The sequence below is a fragment of the Rathayibacter sp. AY1C1 genome, from assembly GCF_002932105.1.
In the GTDB taxonomy this organism is placed as follows: Bacteria; Actinomycetota; Actinomycetes; order Actinomycetales; family Microbacteriaceae; genus Rathayibacter.
Genome location: NZ_PSWH01000031.1, coordinates 26351 through 42418 on the forward strand (window position 1 = coordinate 26351; position 16068 = coordinate 42418).

Below are 16068 nucleotides of genomic sequence, written 5' to 3' on the forward strand. Positions count from 1 at the left end.
AGACCCCGGCCCCGCCCCCGGCTAGGCTGACCCCCGCAAGCAGAGGAGACCGCGGATGCCCGACCACGCGACGCGCGGCAACAACCTCGACCGCGTCAGGCGGCACAACCTCTCGGCGATCCTCCGCCTCGTGCACCGCGGCGGCCCCCGCTCCCGCTCGCAGCTGACCCGCCTGACCGGCCTCAACCGCTCCACGATCGCGGCACTGGTCGGCGAGCTGGTGGAGCTCGGCATCGTGCGCGAGCGCGAGCCCGCCACGCCGAACCAGGTCGGCCGGCCGAGCCCCGTCGTCGAGGCCGATCCCGGAGTCGTCGCGCTCGCCGTGAACCCCGAGATCGACGCCGTCACGGTCGCCGTGGTCGGGGTCGACGCCGTCGTCCGCCGCCGCATCCGCCGCTCCGCCTCCGTCCCCACCGCCGAGGCCGCCGCCCGCCTGGCGGCCGAGGCGGTCGCCGAGCTGCTCGCCGAGCTGCCCGAGGAGACGCGGACCGTCGGCATCGGCGTCGCCGTGCCCGGCCTCGTCCGCGACGCCGACGGCCTCGTCCGGGTCGGCCCGCACCTCGGCTGGGACGACGAGCCCTTCTCCCGCATGCTCGCGGACGCGACCGGACTGCCCGTCCTCTCGGCGAACGACGCCAACCTCGGTGCGCTCGCCGAGAGCGTCCTCGGCGCCGGCCGCGACGTCTCGCACCTCGTCTACCTCAACGGCGGCGCGAGCGGAGTGGGCGCCGGCGTCATCGTCGGCGGCGCGCCTCTGCACGGCATCGACGGCTACGCGGGGGAGATCGGCCACACCCTCGTCAACAGCGCCGGCATCGACTGCCACTGCGGCGCCGTCGGCTGCCTCGAGACCGAGGTCGGCCGCGCCGAGCTGCTCACCGTGCTCGGCCTCGACGAGAGCGAGCGGCTGGAGGAGGCGCTCGCCGCCTCCGAGGACCCGGCCGTCCGTGCCGAGGTCGAGCGCCAGCTCGGGCACCTCGCGGTCGCCCTGCGCAACGTGATCAACGTGTTCAACCCGCAGCTCGTGGTGCTGGGCGGCTTCCTCGGGGCGCTGATCGGAGTCGCGCCGGGGTTCCTGGAGGAGCGCCTGGGCCGCGGCGGCCCCTTCCGGGTCGCGCTCGACTCCGTGCGCATCGTGCGGACCGAGCTCGGCGCCGATCTGCTCATGCTGGGCGCAGCCGAGCTCGCCTTCGAGCGCCTGCTCGCCGACCCGCTCGGCACTCCGCTCCACCCGGTCTGACCCGACGGCGGGCCGAGGGGTGGCGCCACTGTCCGACACGTGATCGAATTGATTCGACCGAGCGGCGTGGAGCCGACGAGGTCCGCTCCCGAGCCGAGGACGACACCGGCCGCACCCCTCCCTCCCACCCCGCTGCGCCCTGCGCAGGAAGGCACTCCGTGTCCACTCCCGCCTCGACTCCGACCGCCTCCCTCCCGGTGCACCGCCACCCGGGCGACGCCCTGACGGCCCGCCAGCGCCTCGTCTACGTGATCGTCCTCGGCTCGCTGACCGCCCTCGGGCCGTTCACGATCGACCTCTACCTGCCGGCGTTCCCCGCGCTGCAGAGCGAGCTGAACGTGTCGGAGGCGGCGGTCCAGCTGACCCTCACCGGCACGACCCTCGGCTTCGCGCTCGGCCAGCTGGTCGTGGGCCCCTGGAGCGACGCGGTCGGCCGGCGCCTGCCGATCCTCCTGGCCACCTCGCTGCACGTCCTGGCCAGCGTCGGCGCGGCGCTCGCCCCCGAGATCGTCACGCTCGGCGTCTTCCGCTTCCTGATGGGAGCCGGTGCGGCGGCGGGCGGCGTGGTCGCGATGGCGATGGTCCGCGACCTCTTCGGCGGACGCCCGCTGGTGCGGATGCTGTCCCGGCTCGCCCTGGTGTCGGGCCTCGCGCCCGTGCTCGCGCCGGTCATCGGCTCGCAGCTGCTGCTGATCATGGACTGGCGCGGGATCTTCGTCTTCCTCGCCGCCTACGGCGTGCTGGTCGTCGCGGCCGTCGGCCTGCTCGTCGTCGAGACCCGGCCCCGCGCCGCCCGACACGAGCGCGAGCACCGCTCGCTCGTGCAGCGCTACCGGGCCGTCCTCAGCGACCGCGTGTTCCTCGGAGTGGCGGTGATCGGGGGCATGACCTTCGCCGGCCTGTTCACCTACCTCTCCAGCTCCTCGTTCCTGTTCCAGGGCCTCTACGGATTCGACGCGCAGCAGTACGGGCTGCTCTTCGCCGTGAACTCGCTCGGCGTCGTCCTCGGCGTGCAGGCGTCCTCCTACCTCAGCCGGAGGATCGGGCCGCAGTGGATCCTCGCGATCACGACGCTGACGCTGTTCACCTCCGCCGGCCTGATCGCCCTCTTCGACGTGCTCGGGCTGGGGCTCTGGGGCACGCTCGTCCCGCTGTGGTTCTTCATCGCGTCCTGCGGCTTCAGCTTCCCGTGCGTGCAGGTCCTCGGCCTGGTCAACCACGGCCGGGAGGCGGGGACGGCCGCGTCGCTGCTCGGAGCGGTCAACTTCGGCACCGCCGGACTGCTGTCGCCGATCTCGGGGGTCTTCGGCGCCGGCTCGGCCGTGCCGATGGCCGTGGTGATGATGGCGACGGCGACCGTGTCGATCCTGGCGCTCTGGCTGATCGTCCGGCCGAGGAGCGTCCCGGCGCTGCAGGACTGAGCGCTCGACTCCGGGTCCCGGCGGTCCGGCACGCCCCGCTCCTGCAGCTCCTCCCGGGTGTTCCGGCCCTCGCTGGATCCGCTCCCGAGCGCCGCTGCTACAGTCCCCTCCCATGTCCTCCCGCGACTCCTCCGCCCTGCTCGCCGAGCTCTCCGACCCCGACCGCGACGTCCGCCTCCGTGCGGCGATGACCCTGGGCGAGCTCGCCGAGCCCGCCACCGCCGAGCCCCTCGCGGCGCACCTGTGGGAGGAGCCGGACTTCTTCGTCCGCGACGTGCTCACCTGGTCGGTCGGCCGCCTCGGCTCCGCCGCCGTCCCCGTCGCCCGCGAGGCGCTCGGCCGCGAGCCCCGGGTGCGCACGCAGGCGCTGCACGTGCTCAGCAAGATCCTCGACCCGGCGACGCTCGACGACATCGCCCCGCTGGCCGCCGACTCCGAGCCCGCCGTCGCCGCGAAGGCCCGCTTCGCGCTGGGCCGCCTCGGCGACGAGCGCGCGCTGCCGGTCCTGCTGGGCCTGCTCGGCGACGACGACGCGGAGGCGCAGAACGTGCTCACCGACGTCCTCGCCTCCTTCGGCGCCGCGGCCGTCCCCGGTCTGGAGCAGGCCCTCCGCGAGGGGTCCGCGCCGGTCCGGCGTCACGCCGCTGCCGCACTCGGCTACCTGGGCGACGACGCGCGTCCTGCCGTCGACGCGCTGGACGGGGCCGCCGGCAGCGACGACTCCGCGCTCGCGGTCTCGGCCGTGATGGCGCTCGGCTCGATCACCGGTCCCGACGCGGCCGCCGCCCTCGAACGGGCCTCCGCCTCGGACGACTCCCGCGTGAGCGCCGTCGCCGCGCGGCTCCTCGCGCGCTCCTCCGAGCCGACCCGGCTCGACGCCCTCCGCGCCGCCCGCCTGGCCCGCGCGGCCGGCTGAGCCGCGCCGCGAACCCCCGCGGGGGAAGGCCGGGCATCCGCACGGCCGGTCGGACGGTGCCACGAACCCCGGCGCACGGACGCCGGGCTTCCGAACGGTCGGCCGAGCCGCCCCGCAACCCCCAGCGGGGGAACGCCGTGTGACGGCATCATGTCCGGATGGATCACCGCGACGACCGCCTGTCGACCGAGCCCGGAATCGCGCGCCCCGACGCCGTCCAGCGTGCGCGGATGCGCGAGCAGGTGCCGTCCGACGACGTCGCCGCCCGGCTGCTGACGAAGGAGGCGGCCCACCGGGTCTCCCGCCGCTGGCCGCTGATCTCCGCGTCGCTCGCGATCCTGCTCACGGTGCTCCTCGCCGTGCTGATCGCCTTCCGCCCCACCTCGGCCTTCCGCTTCGACATGGAGTGGATGGACGAGATCGTCGAGCACCGCTCGCCGGTCTGGGACATCCCGGCCCTCGTCATGAACACGGTCGGAGCGGGGCTCGTCGGGACGACGCTCATCCCGCTCGGCATCGTCGCCGTGCTGCTGGTGTTCCGCAGGCGGTGGGCGGCGCTCTACTACGCGATCGCCGCGCTGGTCAGCGTGGGCGCCACTCAGTTCGTCAAGGAGCTGGTGGGACGCGCCCGCCCGGCCGACATGCTCGTCACCAGCGACTACGGCTCCTTCCCGTCCGGCCACACCGCCAACGCGGCGACGACGGCGATGGTGCTGGCCCTGGTGTTCCCGCTGCTGTGGGTCTGGATCGTGGGCTTCCTGTATACCGTGGCGATGATGGCGAGCCGCACCTACCTCGGCGCCCACTGGCTGAGCGACACCGTCGGCGGCCTGCTGCTCGGGATCGGCGTGGCGCTCGTGGTCTGGGCCCCGCTCGCCGGCCGCCTGCGCACCGAGGCCGAGCTCCCGCACCCGCCGATCTGGATCCGCCGCACCACCTGACCGGCGCAGCGCTCCCCGCGAGGGCTTCGAGCCCCTGAGGGTCGACGCCCGAGGAGCGCGGAGGCTCGCCGATCAGCCGAAGGCGGCGAGGGAGTCGAGCTCGTTGAAGGTGTAGACGTGCAGGCCCGCGAGGCGGTCGCCCGCCGCCGCTTCCAGGCGCGCGACGAACGCGGAAGGGTCGAAGCGGCGTCCGCGGAGGAGCCCGCCGGCCACCGAGGTGCTCCGCTTCAGGAAGCCGAGCGAGGAGCCCACTCCGATCCGCGCGCCCAGCGTCAGCAGCCGCGAGCGCTCGACCGGCCCCGGCACGCCCGCCCACAGATCGGACGTGATCCCCGTCTCGCGGAGCCGATCGGCGTAGCGGACCACCGCGTCCACGTCGAAGCACATCTGCGTGACGATCGAGCGGATGAACGGAGCGCGCTCGCGCAGGTGCCGCTCGATGCTCTCGTCGGAGAGGTGCGGGTGGCCCTCGGGATAGCCTGCGATGTCCAGGGCCAGCCCGGGTGAGATCTCGCGGGCGTCGCGGATGAGCTCGAGGCTCGTGGAGTAGGTGCCGGCCGCCGAGGACGCGTCGCCCGAGATCACGAACGCCTCGTCGATCCCCGCCTCGCCCATCCGCTCGAGGACCCGCTCGAGTGCGGCGCGGCCCTCGACGTTCCGCGCCGCCAGGTGGGGCACCACGCGGAACCCGCGCCCGGCCAGCGCGACCGCGCAGTCCACGGTCCGCCCGGTCCCGTGCTTCGGCAGGCTGGTCACGGTCAGCGTCACCGCGGAGGGGTCCGGGAACGCCCGTGCGGCGCGCTCGCCGATGTCGTCGGCCGGGATGATCTCGAAGCGAGCGCGGGTCATCGGCCCAGCCTGCCACGCGGAGGCGGAGCGGCGCGGGTGGTGGCCGCAGCCGCACGAGTGTCGGAGGGGCGCCCTAGCCTGGAGCCGATCGCCGCCCGGTGATCGCGGAAGGAGTCGCGTGTACCTGGAGTCCGGCCGCGTGGTCACGAGCCCCACCGACCTGTCGAACTGGGCGGCCTGCGAGTGGGCGGTCCTCCGCCGGTTCGACGCCCTGCTGGGCCGCGCGCCGCGCCTCGAGGCCGAGAGGGACGGGATGCTCGAGCGCACCGCGGTACTCGGCGACGAGCACGAGCACCGCTTCCTCGCCGAGCTGAAGCGCACGCACGAGGTGCTCGAGTTCGAGCGCCCCGAGCCCGCCGGCTACCCCGCGGCGGCCGAGGCGGCCGTCGAGGCGATGCGCGCCGGGGTCGACGTGCTCTACCAGGCCACCTTCTTCGACGGCGAGTTCCTGGGCTTCTCGGACTTCCTCCTCCGCACCGCCGACGGCGCCTACGAGGTCTACGACACCAAGCTCGCCCGGCACGCCAAGATCCCGGCGCTGCTGCAGCTCGCCGCCTACGCCGAGCAGATGCAGGCCCGCGGCGTCCGCGCGGGGGAGCAGGTGCACCTCGTGCTCGGCGACGGCTCCGTCACCAGCCACGAGCTGGCCGTCGTCGCCCCGGTCCAGCGGGTGCAGCGCGCACGGCTCCGCGCCGTGCTCGCCGAGCGCCTCGCCGCCGACGAGCCGCTGGCGTGGGGCGATCCGCGCTACCCCTCCTGCGGACGCTGCTCGGTCTGCGCGCCCGAGGTCCAGGCGCACCGCGATCCGATCCTCGTCGCCGGGATGGGGCTCGACCAGCGGGCGAAGCTCACGGCGGCCGGCGTCCTCACCCTCGACGCCCTCGCCGAGCACGACGGCCCCGTCCCCGGGCTGGGCGCGGGCACGCTCGAGGGCCTGCGCGCCCAGGCGCGGCTGCAGCTGCGGTCGGAGTCCTCGCCGGTGCCGGCCGTCGAGGTGATCGACGCCTCCGTGCTCGCCGGGCTGCCCGCCCCCGACCCGGGGGACCTCTTCTTCGACTTCGAGGGCGATCCGCTCTACACCGAGGACAACCGCGAGTGGGGCCTCGACTACCTCTTCGGCATGGTCGATGACCAGGAGCGCTTCACCGCGCTCTGGGCGCACGACCTCGCGGCCGAGCGCCGGGCGCTCCTCGACTTCCTCGCGCTCCTGCGGGCGCGCCGGGCCGAGCACCCCCGGATGCACGTCTACCACTACGCCTCCTACGAGCGCAGCCACCTGCTCTCGCTCGCGCTCCGCCACGGGGTCGGCGAGGAGGAGGTCGACGCGCTCCTGCGCGACGGCGTCCTGGTCGACCTGTACCCGGTGGTGCGGCGGGCGCTCCGCGTGGGCTCGCGCAGCTACTCGCTCAAGAAGCTGGAGCCGCTCTACATGGGCGAGGAGGAGCGCGACGCGTCCGGCGTCACGAACGCCGCCGACAGCATTGAGATGTACGTGGAGGCGCGCGCCGCACAGAGGGCCGATCCTGTCGAGGGGCAGCGCGGGCTCGACCTCGTCGCCGAGTACAACGCCTACGACTGCCGCTCCACGCTCCGCCTGCGCGACTGGCTCCTGGAGCTCGCTCCGCCGCGCGAGGAGCTGCCGCCGCTGCTCGAGGTCGAGATCCCCGTGCCCCGCGAGCCGCACCCGGTCGCGGTCGCACTGCTGGCGCAGGTCGAGGGGATCGAGCCGCGCGAGCGCACGGCCGACCAGACCGCGCTCGCCCTCGCCGGCGCGGCGATCGACTACCACCGCCGCGAGGCCAAGACCTTCTGGCAGGAGCACTTCGACCGCCTCCGGCAGCCGCTGGACGAGTGGGCGGACACCCGCGACGTCGTGATGATCGACCGGGTCGAGGTCGTCCGCGACTGGGCGAAGCTCCCGCGCGCCCGCACGCAGTCGCGCGAGCTGCGGATCCTCGGCCGGCTCGCTCCCGGCAGCCGGCTCGGCACCGGCTCGTCGCCGTACCTGGTCTACGAGGCCCCGGCGCCCCCTGGCGCACCCTCGCCCGGTCCCGGTCTGCGCGGCGCCTCCGAGCGCTCCGAGATCCTCGCGGTCGACGACGACGGCGAGCGGATCGTCCTGCTCCTCAAGGAGGGCCTGAAGGCGGGGGAGGATCCGCACGACGACGCTCCGGTCGCCCTCGCCCCCGCGCCGCCGCCGCGCGCCGCGCCCCAGCCCGAGGCGATCGCGGAGTGGGGCGGCGAGGTCCTCGACGCGCTGCCCGCGATGCTGGCCGACCCGGCGCTCGACGTCCTCCGCCGCGTGCCGCCGGGAGCCGTCGCTCCTGTGCAGGGCGACGACGTGATCGGCGCGGTCGTCACCACTCTGCTCGGACTCGACCGGGCGACCCTCGCCGTGCAGGGTCCGCCCGGCACCGGCAAGACCTACGTCGGCTCCCACGTGATCGCACGGCTGGTGAACGAGCACGGCTGGCGCATCGGCGTGGTCGGCCAGTCGCACTCGGTGGTCGAGAACGTGCTGAGCGCCGTCGTCGGCCGCGGCGTCGATCCCTCCCGCGTGGCGAAGGTGCCCAAGAACGGCACATCGCCCGAGGCGCTCGAGGCGGCGCCCTGGGCGCCGGTGAAGAACGCGGCGGCACTCACCGCCGTCCTCGAGGAGGGCGGCGGCTGCGTCATCGGCGGCACCGCCTGGACCTTCGCGAACCCGGTCACCGTGCCGCGCCGCTCGCTCGACCTCCTGGTGGTCGACGAGGCCGGGCAGTTCTCGCTCGCCCCGACGATCGCGTCGGCCGTCTCCGCCCAGCGCCTGCTCCTGCTCGGCGACCCGCAGCAGCTGCCCCAGGTGAGCCAGGGCGCGCACCCGGAGCCGGTCGACGAGTCGGCGCTCGGCTGGCTCGCCGACGGGCACGACGTCCTCCCGCCGGAGTACGGCTACTTCCTCGCGCAGACCCACCGGATGCACCCGGCGCTCTCCGACGCCGTCTCCGAGCTGTCCTACGAGGGCGCGCTGCGGTCGCGGGCGCCGCAGGTGCGCCACCTCGAGGGGGTCGAGCCGGGCGTGCACTCCGTCCCGGTCGAGCACGCGGGCGACACCACCTCCTCGCCGGACGAGGCGAGGCGCGTCGTCGAGATCGCCCTCTCCCTCGTCGGCCGCGCCTGGACCGACGAGCACGGCGAGCGGACGCTGACCGCGGCCGACGTCATCGTCGTCGCGCCCTACAACGCCCAGGGCGGGCTCCTCCGCACCGCCCTCGACGCCGCGGGCCTCGAGGAGACGCCGGTCGGCACGGTCGACCTCTTCCAGGGCAGGGAGGCGGTGGTCGCCATCGTGTCGCTCGCCGCGTCCTCCGGGGCGGACGTCCCGCGCGGAATGGAGTTCCTCCTCCTGCCCAACCGCCTGAACGTCGCGGTCTCGCGCGCGAAGTGGGCGGCGTACCTGGTGCACTCGCCGGCGCTCGCCGCCTCGCTCCCGACCTCGCTGACCGGCCTCGGGCACCTCTCCGGCTTCCTCCGCCTGCTCGAGCGGGGGGAGCGGGCCGCCCTGTGACGGATCCGGTGGCCGGAAGGCGCGCTCCGCTCCGATTCCGTCGGTGCTCGGCATGGTGGACGACGCGATCCGTCGCTACGGTGTCCCCATGAGAATCCTCCTGGTCGGCGCCGGCGGCGTCGGCGACGCCTTCGCGAAGATCGCCGCGCGCCGCTCCTTCTTCGAGCAGATCATCGTCTGCGACTACGACCTCGCCCGGGCCGAGCGCACGGTCACGTGGATCGCGGAGCGGCACGGTGCCGACGACCGCTTCGTCGCCGCGCGGATCGACGCCTCCGACGCCGAGAACGTCGAGACCGTCGCCCGCGCGCACGGGGCGACCCACGTGATGAACGCCGTCGAGCCGCGCTTCGTCCCGACGATCTTCGCCGGAGCGCTCGCCGCCGAGGCCGACTACCTCGACATGGCGATGAGCCTCTCGCTCCCGCACCCCGAGCGGCCCCACGAGCTGACGGGGCTCAAGCTCGGCGACGAGCAGTTCGCCGCGGCGGAGGAGTGGTCCTCCCGCGGCCGCCTCGCGCTGGTGGGCATGGGCGTGGAGCCGGGACTCTCCGACGTCTTCGCCCGCTACGCCTCCGACCACCTCTTCGACGAGATCGACGAGCTCGGAGTGCGGGACGGCGCGAACCTCGTCGTGCACGACGCGGACGGCCGCGAGATCTTCGCTCCGTCCTTCTCCATCTGGACCACGATCGAGGAGTGCTTGAACCCGCCGGTGGTGTTCGAGCGCGACCGCGGCTGGTACACCACCGCCCCCTTCTCGGAGCCGGAGGTGTTCGAGTTCCCCGAGGGCATCGGCCCGGTCGAGTGCGTGAACGTCGAGCACGAGGAGGTGCTGCTGATGCCGCGCTGGCTCGACGCGAAGAAGGTCACCTTCAAGTACGGCCTCGGCGAGCAGTTCATCGGCGTCCTGCGCACCCTCCACCTCCTCGGCCTGGACAGCACCGAGCCCCTGCGGGTCCGCTCGGCCGGCGGTCCCGTCGAGGTCTCGCCGCGCGACGTCGTCGCCGCCGCCCTGCCCGATCCCGCCGGCATCGGCCCGCGGATGACCGGCAGGACCTGCGCCGGCCTCTTCGTCTCGGGCACGAAGGACGGCGCCCACCGCGAGGTGTACCTCTACCACGTGAGCGACAACGAGTGGACGATGGCCGAGTACGGCACCCAGTGCGTGGTCTGGCAGACGGCGCTCAACCCGGTGGTCGCGCTCGAGCTCCTCGCGACCGGCGTATGGACCGGCGCCGGAGTGCTCGGGCCGGAGGCGTTCAGCGCCGACCCGTTCCTCGAGCTGATGGCCCGCCCCGAGGCCGACGGCGGGTACGGACAGTCCTGGCACGTCCGCGAGGACTGACCGGCGCCGCCGACCTAGGCTGAGCCCATGAGTGACGACGACGGGCTCGCCTCGGCGAGGGACGAGGCGCGCGCGGCCCTGGAGGCCGCCCGCCGACTGCAGGCGGAGGCCGCCGAGGCCCTGATGCGAGCGGAGGCGGCGGCCGCGGCGCTGAACGCGGCGGCCGGCCCGGAGGAGGCGGAGGCCGTCGCGGACGACGTGCGGCTGGTGGCGGCGTCGGGGAGCGGAGCGGAGCAGTCCGCTGCTCCGGTTGCTCCGGACGCCGTCGCTCCGGACGCCGTCGCTTCCGGTCCGATCGCTCCGGATGCAGATGCTCCGCCCACCCCCTCGGCGCCCGCCCCGGCCCCCGGTCCGCTCCCCGAGAGCGCCGTCGACGCCGTGCGCGCCGGGTACGCGTTCACCGGCCCGGCCCTCGAGCTCGGCGCCCTCGTCAACGGCGACGCGCGGATCGACGTGCCCGTCCGCATCCCGCTCGGCATGCTCAACCGGCACGGCCTCGTCGTCGGCGCGACCGGCACCGGCAAGACCAAGACGCTGCAGGTCCTCGCCGAGCAGCTCTCGGCCCACGGCGTCCCCGTCTTCGCCGCGGACATCAAGGGCGACCTCTCCGGCCTCGCCACTCCGGGCACCGCGACCGACGCGCTGCTCGCCCGCACCCGCGGCATCGGCCAGGACTGGCGGGCGGAGGCGGCCCCCGCCGAGTACTTCGCGCTCGGCGGCATCGGCACCGGCGTCCCCGTCCGCGCCACCGTGACCGGCTTCGGCGCGCTGCTGCTCGCGAAGGTGCTCGGCCTCAACCACACGCAGGAGTCGAGCCTCGGCCTCGTCTTCCACTACGCCGAGAGCGCCGGTCTCCCGCTCGTCGACCTGTCCGACCTCCGCGCCGTGCTCACCTACCTCGTCGGCGACGAGGGCAAGGCGGAGCTCGCCGAGCTCGGCGGGCTGTCCAAGGCGACCGCCGGCGTGATCCTCCGCGAGCTGATCGCGTTCGCCGACCAGGGCGCCGACGTGTTCTTCGGCGAGCCCGAGATCGACACGGCCGAGTTCCTCCGCCTCGCCGCCGACGGGCGCGGCGTCGTCAGCCTCCTCGAGGTCCCCGGAGTCGCCGACCGACCGGCTCTGTTCTCCACCTTCCTGATGTGGCTGCTCGCCGACCTCTTCAACGACCTGCCGGAGGTCGGCGACCTCGACAAGCCGAAGCTGGTGTTCTTCTTCGACGAGGCGCACCTGCTCTTCCGCGACGCGTCGAAGGACTTCCTCGCCGCGATCACCCAGACCGTGCGCCTCATCCGCTCCAAGGGCGTCGGCATCGTCTTCGTCACGCAGACCCCGAAGGACGTGCCCGGCGACGTCCTCGCCCAGCTCGGCTCCCGCGTGCAGCACCAGCTCCGCGCGCACACGCCGGACGATGCCAAGGCCCTCCGCGCCACCGTCTCGACCTACCCCGAGAGCGACTACGACCTCGGCGAGGTCCTCCAGGCGCTCCCCATCGGCGAGGCGATCGTGACGGTCATGAACGAGCGCGGCGCCCCGACCCCGGTCGCCTGGACGCGTCTCCGCGCCCCGCTCGGCTCGATGAAGCCCACCCCCGAGGCCGACCGCGAGGCGAGCGTCCAGAGGTCCCCGCTCCTCGCGCGCTACGGCACGCCCCTCGACCGCGACTCCGCCCGCGAGATCCTCACCCGCCGGCTCGACGCCGCCGCCGACGCCGAGGAGGCCCGCGCCGCCGCCGAGCAGCAGGCCGCCGACGACGCCCGCCGCGCGAAGGAGGAGACCGCGGACGCCGCCCGCCGCGCGAAGGAGCGGGCCGCCGCCGAGCGCGCCGCCGACCAGGCCGCCGAGCGCTCCCGACGGCGCACGGCACCGACCTCCCGCGGGACCCGCACCGCCCGCCGCGACAAGACGGTCGTCGAGGAGGTGCTGGGCTCGAGCGCCGGCAGGACCCTGCTGCGCGAGGTGGTCCGCGGGATCTTCGGGACCGCCCGACGGCGTTGACGCGACCCGGGCCGCTCGGGGAGACGAGGCGCTAACGGGAGCGTGTTAGCGTCGGTAGCATGAGTGAGAGCGGGACGACGCGGGAGCGGATCCTCCGAGCGACGGTCGAGCTGCTGGCGGACGGCGGGCGGGACGCAGTGTCGACGCGGGCGATCAGCGCGGCGGCGGGGGTGCAGGCACCCACGATCTACCGGACGTTCGGCGACCTGCGCGGGCTGCTCGACTCGGCCGCGGCAGCCGGATTCGCCACGGCTCTCACCGACTTCGAGCGGAGCGAGGCGCCGGCCGACCCGGTCGACGCGCTCCGTGCCGCCTGGGATCACCACGTCGCCTTCGGACTCGCCGAACCGCACCTCTACGCGCTGATGTTCACCGCGCGGCCGGGGGAGGAGTCGGAGGCGGCGCGCCTGTCCCGCGGCGTCCTCCTCGACGCGGTCCGGGCCGTCGCCGAAGCCGGCCGCCTCACCGTCGACGTCGAGCGTGCCTCCCGCCTGCTCCAGTCGGCCGCGCTCGGCTGCACCCTCACGCTGACCGCCCTCGCCGACCCCGACGACGAGCTCTCGTCCCGCTCGCGCGAGTCCGTCCTCGCGGCGATCACCACGGCGGAGGCGGGCCCCACCGATCCCGCCGCCCGTGCGGTCGTCGCGCACGCCGTCGCCCTGCGGACGGCGCTGCCGCAGATCGAGCCCCTCAGCGCGGGGGAGCGGCTCCTGCTCGACGAATGGCTCGAGCGCATCGCCGACTGACGGTCGGCGTCGCCGGAGGGTCCGTATCGCCGCCCTGTCGTCCGCGGTGTCGTATTACGGATGGCGACGGGCACGACCCGGGACCGGCACCTACGGTCGGACCATGTCGCGATCCATAGCCGAACTCTTCTTCCGCCCCGTCTGCGCCGCCTGCTCGGCCCCGCTCGTCGCCCGCCGTGGCGCGTTCTGCTCCGACTCCTGCGCGCGGACGAACCACCTCTACGGCTGATCTCCCGCAATCGGCGCGAGGTCGTCGGCTACGGCTGCGTGTGCGCCGGCGGCGCGAACCCGGCGTTGCGTGAGCGCGCCGCTCCGATGGACGCCTGCACCGGTCGACCGGGCCTCGACGATCGCCCGCACCGGTTAAACAAAACGGTGCCCGTGCTGGCGAGAGCAACGGACACCGTTCGCGGAGGATGGGGGATTCGAACCCCCGAGGGCTTTCACCCAACACGCTTTCCAAGCGTGCGCCATAGGCCACTAGGCGAATCCTCCTGGCACGACCTGAGCCGCGACTCATCGATACTAGCCGGTGTCGGAGGCTCCCGCTGACCACGACCCCGACACGCCCCGCTCTCCTCGGCCGCCGTCGTCGGTTAGACTGTCACCCGGCTCCCCGCGTGGCGCCATCCAGGCCAACTCCCCCAGGGCGGAAACGCAGCAAGGGTAACCGGGCTCTGGCGGGTGCGCGGGGGGTCTTCTTCCGTTTACCGGCAGTTTCTTTCAAGGGCCGCTCGTCCGCAGGGCCGCCGGTCTGACGGGGCCGCCTGCTCCGCCGCCCGGCGTCCGCGCCACCGCACTGCCGGCTTGCACCGCTCGAGGAAGCTCCTCCACAGCAGCGCCGCATGCACGCCCTCCCATCCCTGGCCTCTACTCAGCCAGGCGGAGGGACCCCCTCGGTAGGCTGGATCCGATGGTTCAGAGCATCTACATCTCGTCCGCCGAAGGTCATTCGGGCAAGTCCACGGTCGCCCTCGGCGTCCTCGATGCGCTCAGCAGCCAGGTGCAGCGGGTCGGCGTCTTCCGCCCGATCGCCCGCTCCACCTCCGAGCCGGACTACGTGCTCGAGATGCTGCTCGGCCACTCCGACTCGGGCCTCGCCTACGAGGACTGCATCGGCGTCACCTACGAGGACGTCCACGCCGACGGCGAGGCGGCGCTCTCGCGGATCGTCGAGCGGTACAAGGGCGTCGAGGCCCGGTGCGACGCCGTCGTCATCCTCGGCTCCGACTACACGGACGTCGGCAGCCCCACCGAGCTCGGCTACAACGCCCGCATCGCCGCCAACCTCGGTGCCCCGGTCCTGCTCGTCCTCACCGGCCGTGACTCGTCCCGCAGCGAGCAGCTGGGCCAGGCTCCCGCGCGCACGCCGGAGGAGATGCGCCAGATCACGGAGCTCGCCTCGGTCGAGCTGCGCACGGCCCACGCGAGCCTCATCGGAGTGATCGCGAACCGCGCCGATCCCGACACCGCCGCCGACGCCGTCGCCGCGATCCGCGAGAGCATCCCCGCCACCGTCCCGGTCTGGGCGATCCGCGAGGATCCGTTCCTCGTCGCTCCGAGCCTGTCCCGCCTGGTCGAGGCGGTCGACGGCGTCGTCGTCGCGGGCGATCCGGAGCTGCTCGGCCGGGAGGCGCTCGGCGTGGTGATCGCCGGCATGTCCATGGTGAACGTCCTGCCGCGGCTCACCGAGGGCGGCGTCGTGATCGTCCCCGGAGACCGGCCCGAGGTCGTCCTCGCCGTGATCATGGCGTACGCCTCCGGCACGTTCCCCACCGTCACCGGCATCATCCTCAACGGCGGCTTCGAGCTGCCGGAGCCGATCGTCCGGCTGATCGAGGGCGTCGACAGCCGCGTGCCGATCGTGATGACCGAGCTCGGCACCTACGACACCGCCGTCCGCGTCACCGCGGCCCGCGGCCGCCTGGCGGCCGATTCCCCGCGCAAGCGCGACACCTCCCTCGCCCTGTTCCAGGAGGCGGTCGACGCCGTCGAGCTGCTCACCCTCCTCGACGTCGGCCGGTCCGAGGTCGTCACGCCGCTGATGTTCGAGTACGGGCTGATCGAGCGCGCGCGCATCGCCGACCGCCACATCGTCCTGCCCGAGGGCGGCGACGACCGGATCCTCCGCGCCGCCGCGACCGTGCTCAAGCGCGGCATCGCCCGGCTCACGATCCTCGGCGAGGAGGCCGAGATCCGCGCCCGTGCGGCGGGCCTCGGCCTCGACCTCGACGGCGCGCGCGTGCTGAGCACCCTCGACCCCGAGCACCGTGCGCGCTTCGCCGAGGAGTACGCCCGCATCCGCGCGCACAAGGGCATCACCTACGACCACGCCTACGACACCGTCACGGACGTCTCCTACTTCGGCACGATGATGGTGCAGCTCGGCCTGGCCGACGGGATGGTCTCGGGAGCCGCGCACACGACCGCGCACACCATCCGCCCCGGCTTCGAGATCATCAAGACGAGCCCGGGCGTCTCCGTCGTCTCGAGCGTGTTCCTGATGGCGCTCGCCGACCGCGTGCTGGTCTACGGCGACTGCGCGGTGAACCCCGACCCCACCGAGGCGCAGCTCGCCGACATCGCGATCTCGTCCGCCGAGACCGCCCGGCAGTTCGGGATCGACCCCCGCATCGCGATGCTCTCCTACTCCACCGGCGAGAGCGGAGCCGGCGCCGACGTCGAGAAGGTCCGCGCGGCGACGGCGCTGGTGCGCGAGCGCCGGCCCGACCTGCTCGTCGAGGGCCCGATCCAGTACGACGCGGCGGCCGACGCGGCGGTCGCGGCCTCGAAGATGCCCGGCTCCCAGGTCGCCGGGCGCGCGACGGTGTTCATCTTCCCCGACCTCAACACGGGCAACAACACCTACAAGGCCGTGCAGCGCTCGGCCGGCGCCGTCGCCATCGGACCGGTCCTCCAGGGTCTGCGCAAGCCGGTCAACGACCTCTCGCGCGGCGCGCTCGTGCAGGACATCGTCAACACCGTCGCGATCACGGCCATCCAGGCCGCCACCCAGGCCATCGTCCCGCCCACCGCCGCCATCCCCGTGGTGCGCTAGCGGCGAC

The 16068-nt window shown here is 74.0% G+C and carries 11 protein-coding genes, 1 tRNA gene and 1 other RNA gene; 11 read left to right on the plus strand and 2 right to left on the minus strand.

Annotated features, from left to right (window positions below; translation table 11 throughout):
- The first annotated feature begins 55 nt into the window (after nt 1–55).
- The 4 genes from C5C71_RS13775 to C5C71_RS13790 all read left to right on the plus strand — a co-directional run bounded on the left by C5C71_RS13775 (nt 56) and on the right by C5C71_RS13790 (nt 4518).
- Nucleotides 56–1240, plus strand: a complete 1185-nt coding sequence (locus tag C5C71_RS13775) for an ROK family transcriptional regulator (protein WP_104227455.1) — start codon at nt 56–58, stop codon at nt 1238–1240.
- Between the two features lie 158 nt (nt 1241–1398).
- Nucleotides 1399–2661 carry a multidrug effflux MFS transporter gene (locus C5C71_RS13780; protein WP_104337883.1) on the plus strand — a complete coding sequence of 421 codons (1263 nt, stop codon included), beginning with the start codon at nt 1399–1401 and terminating at the stop codon, nt 2659–2661.
- Nucleotides 2662–2773: 112 nt separating this feature from the next.
- Nucleotides 2774–3577, plus strand: coding sequence for a HEAT repeat domain-containing protein (locus C5C71_RS13785; RefSeq protein ID WP_104337884.1), 804 nt, complete (start codon nt 2774–2776; stop codon nt 3575–3577).
- Between the two features lie 158 nt (nt 3578–3735).
- Nucleotides 3736–4518 (plus strand): phosphatase PAP2 family protein, encoded by a 783-nt coding sequence (locus C5C71_RS13790; protein ID WP_258068734.1) that lies wholly within the window; start codon nt 3736–3738, stop codon nt 4516–4518.
- Between the two features lie 72 nt (nt 4519–4590).
- Here C5C71_RS13790 and C5C71_RS13795 read toward each other — a convergent pair whose 3' ends face one another.
- Entirely contained in the window at nt 4591–5367 is a 777-nt protein-coding gene (locus tag C5C71_RS13795; RefSeq protein WP_104337885.1) for a methylenetetrahydrofolate reductase, read from the minus strand.
- Between the two features lie 118 nt (nt 5368–5485).
- Here C5C71_RS13795 and C5C71_RS13800 point away from each other — a divergent pair, with 118 nt between their 5' ends.
- From C5C71_RS13800 to C5C71_RS17990, 5 genes are all read left to right on the plus strand, one after another.
- The gene (locus C5C71_RS13800; protein WP_104337886.1) at nt 5486–8914 is read left to right on the plus strand and encodes a bifunctional RecB family nuclease/DEAD/DEAH box helicase; all 3429 of its coding nucleotides are present in this window, start codon (nt 5486–5488) and stop codon (nt 8912–8914) included.
- A gap of 88 nt (nt 8915–9002) precedes the next feature.
- Complete coding sequence (locus C5C71_RS13805) at nt 9003–10262, plus strand: saccharopine dehydrogenase family protein (RefSeq protein ID WP_104337890.1); 1260 nt, start codon at nt 9003–9005, stop codon at nt 10260–10262.
- 27 nt (nt 10263–10289) lie between these two features.
- On the plus strand, nt 10290–12257 hold the full coding sequence (locus C5C71_RS13810) for a helicase HerA-like domain-containing protein (RefSeq protein ID WP_104337887.1): 1968 nt from the start codon (nt 10290–10292) through the stop codon (nt 12255–12257).
- A 59-nt stretch (nt 12258–12316) separates the two neighbouring features.
- Nucleotides 12317–13003, plus strand: coding sequence for a TetR/AcrR family transcriptional regulator (locus C5C71_RS13815; protein WP_104336177.1), 687 nt, complete (start codon nt 12317–12319; stop codon nt 13001–13003).
- Between the two features lie 103 nt (nt 13004–13106).
- On the plus strand, nt 13107–13232 hold the full coding sequence (locus C5C71_RS17990) for a hypothetical protein (protein ID WP_258060618.1): 126 nt from the start codon (nt 13107–13109) through the stop codon (nt 13230–13232).
- Between the two features lie 181 nt (nt 13233–13413).
- Here C5C71_RS17990 and C5C71_RS13820 read toward each other — a convergent pair.
- Nucleotides 13414–13498: transfer RNA gene (locus tag C5C71_RS13820), tRNA-Ser, on the minus strand.
- 112 nt (nt 13499–13610) lie between these two features.
- Here C5C71_RS13820 and ffs point away from each other — a divergent pair.
- Nucleotides 13611–13707, plus strand: an RNA gene (gene ffs, locus C5C71_RS13825) — signal recognition particle sRNA small type.
- Nucleotides 13708–13916: 209 nt separating this feature from the next.
- Nucleotides 13917–16061: a phosphate acetyltransferase gene (gene pta / locus C5C71_RS13830; protein WP_104263537.1), complete on the plus strand. Its 2145-nt coding sequence runs from the start codon at nt 13917–13919 to the stop codon at nt 16059–16061.
- Nucleotides 16062–16068: the final 7 nt, after the last annotated feature.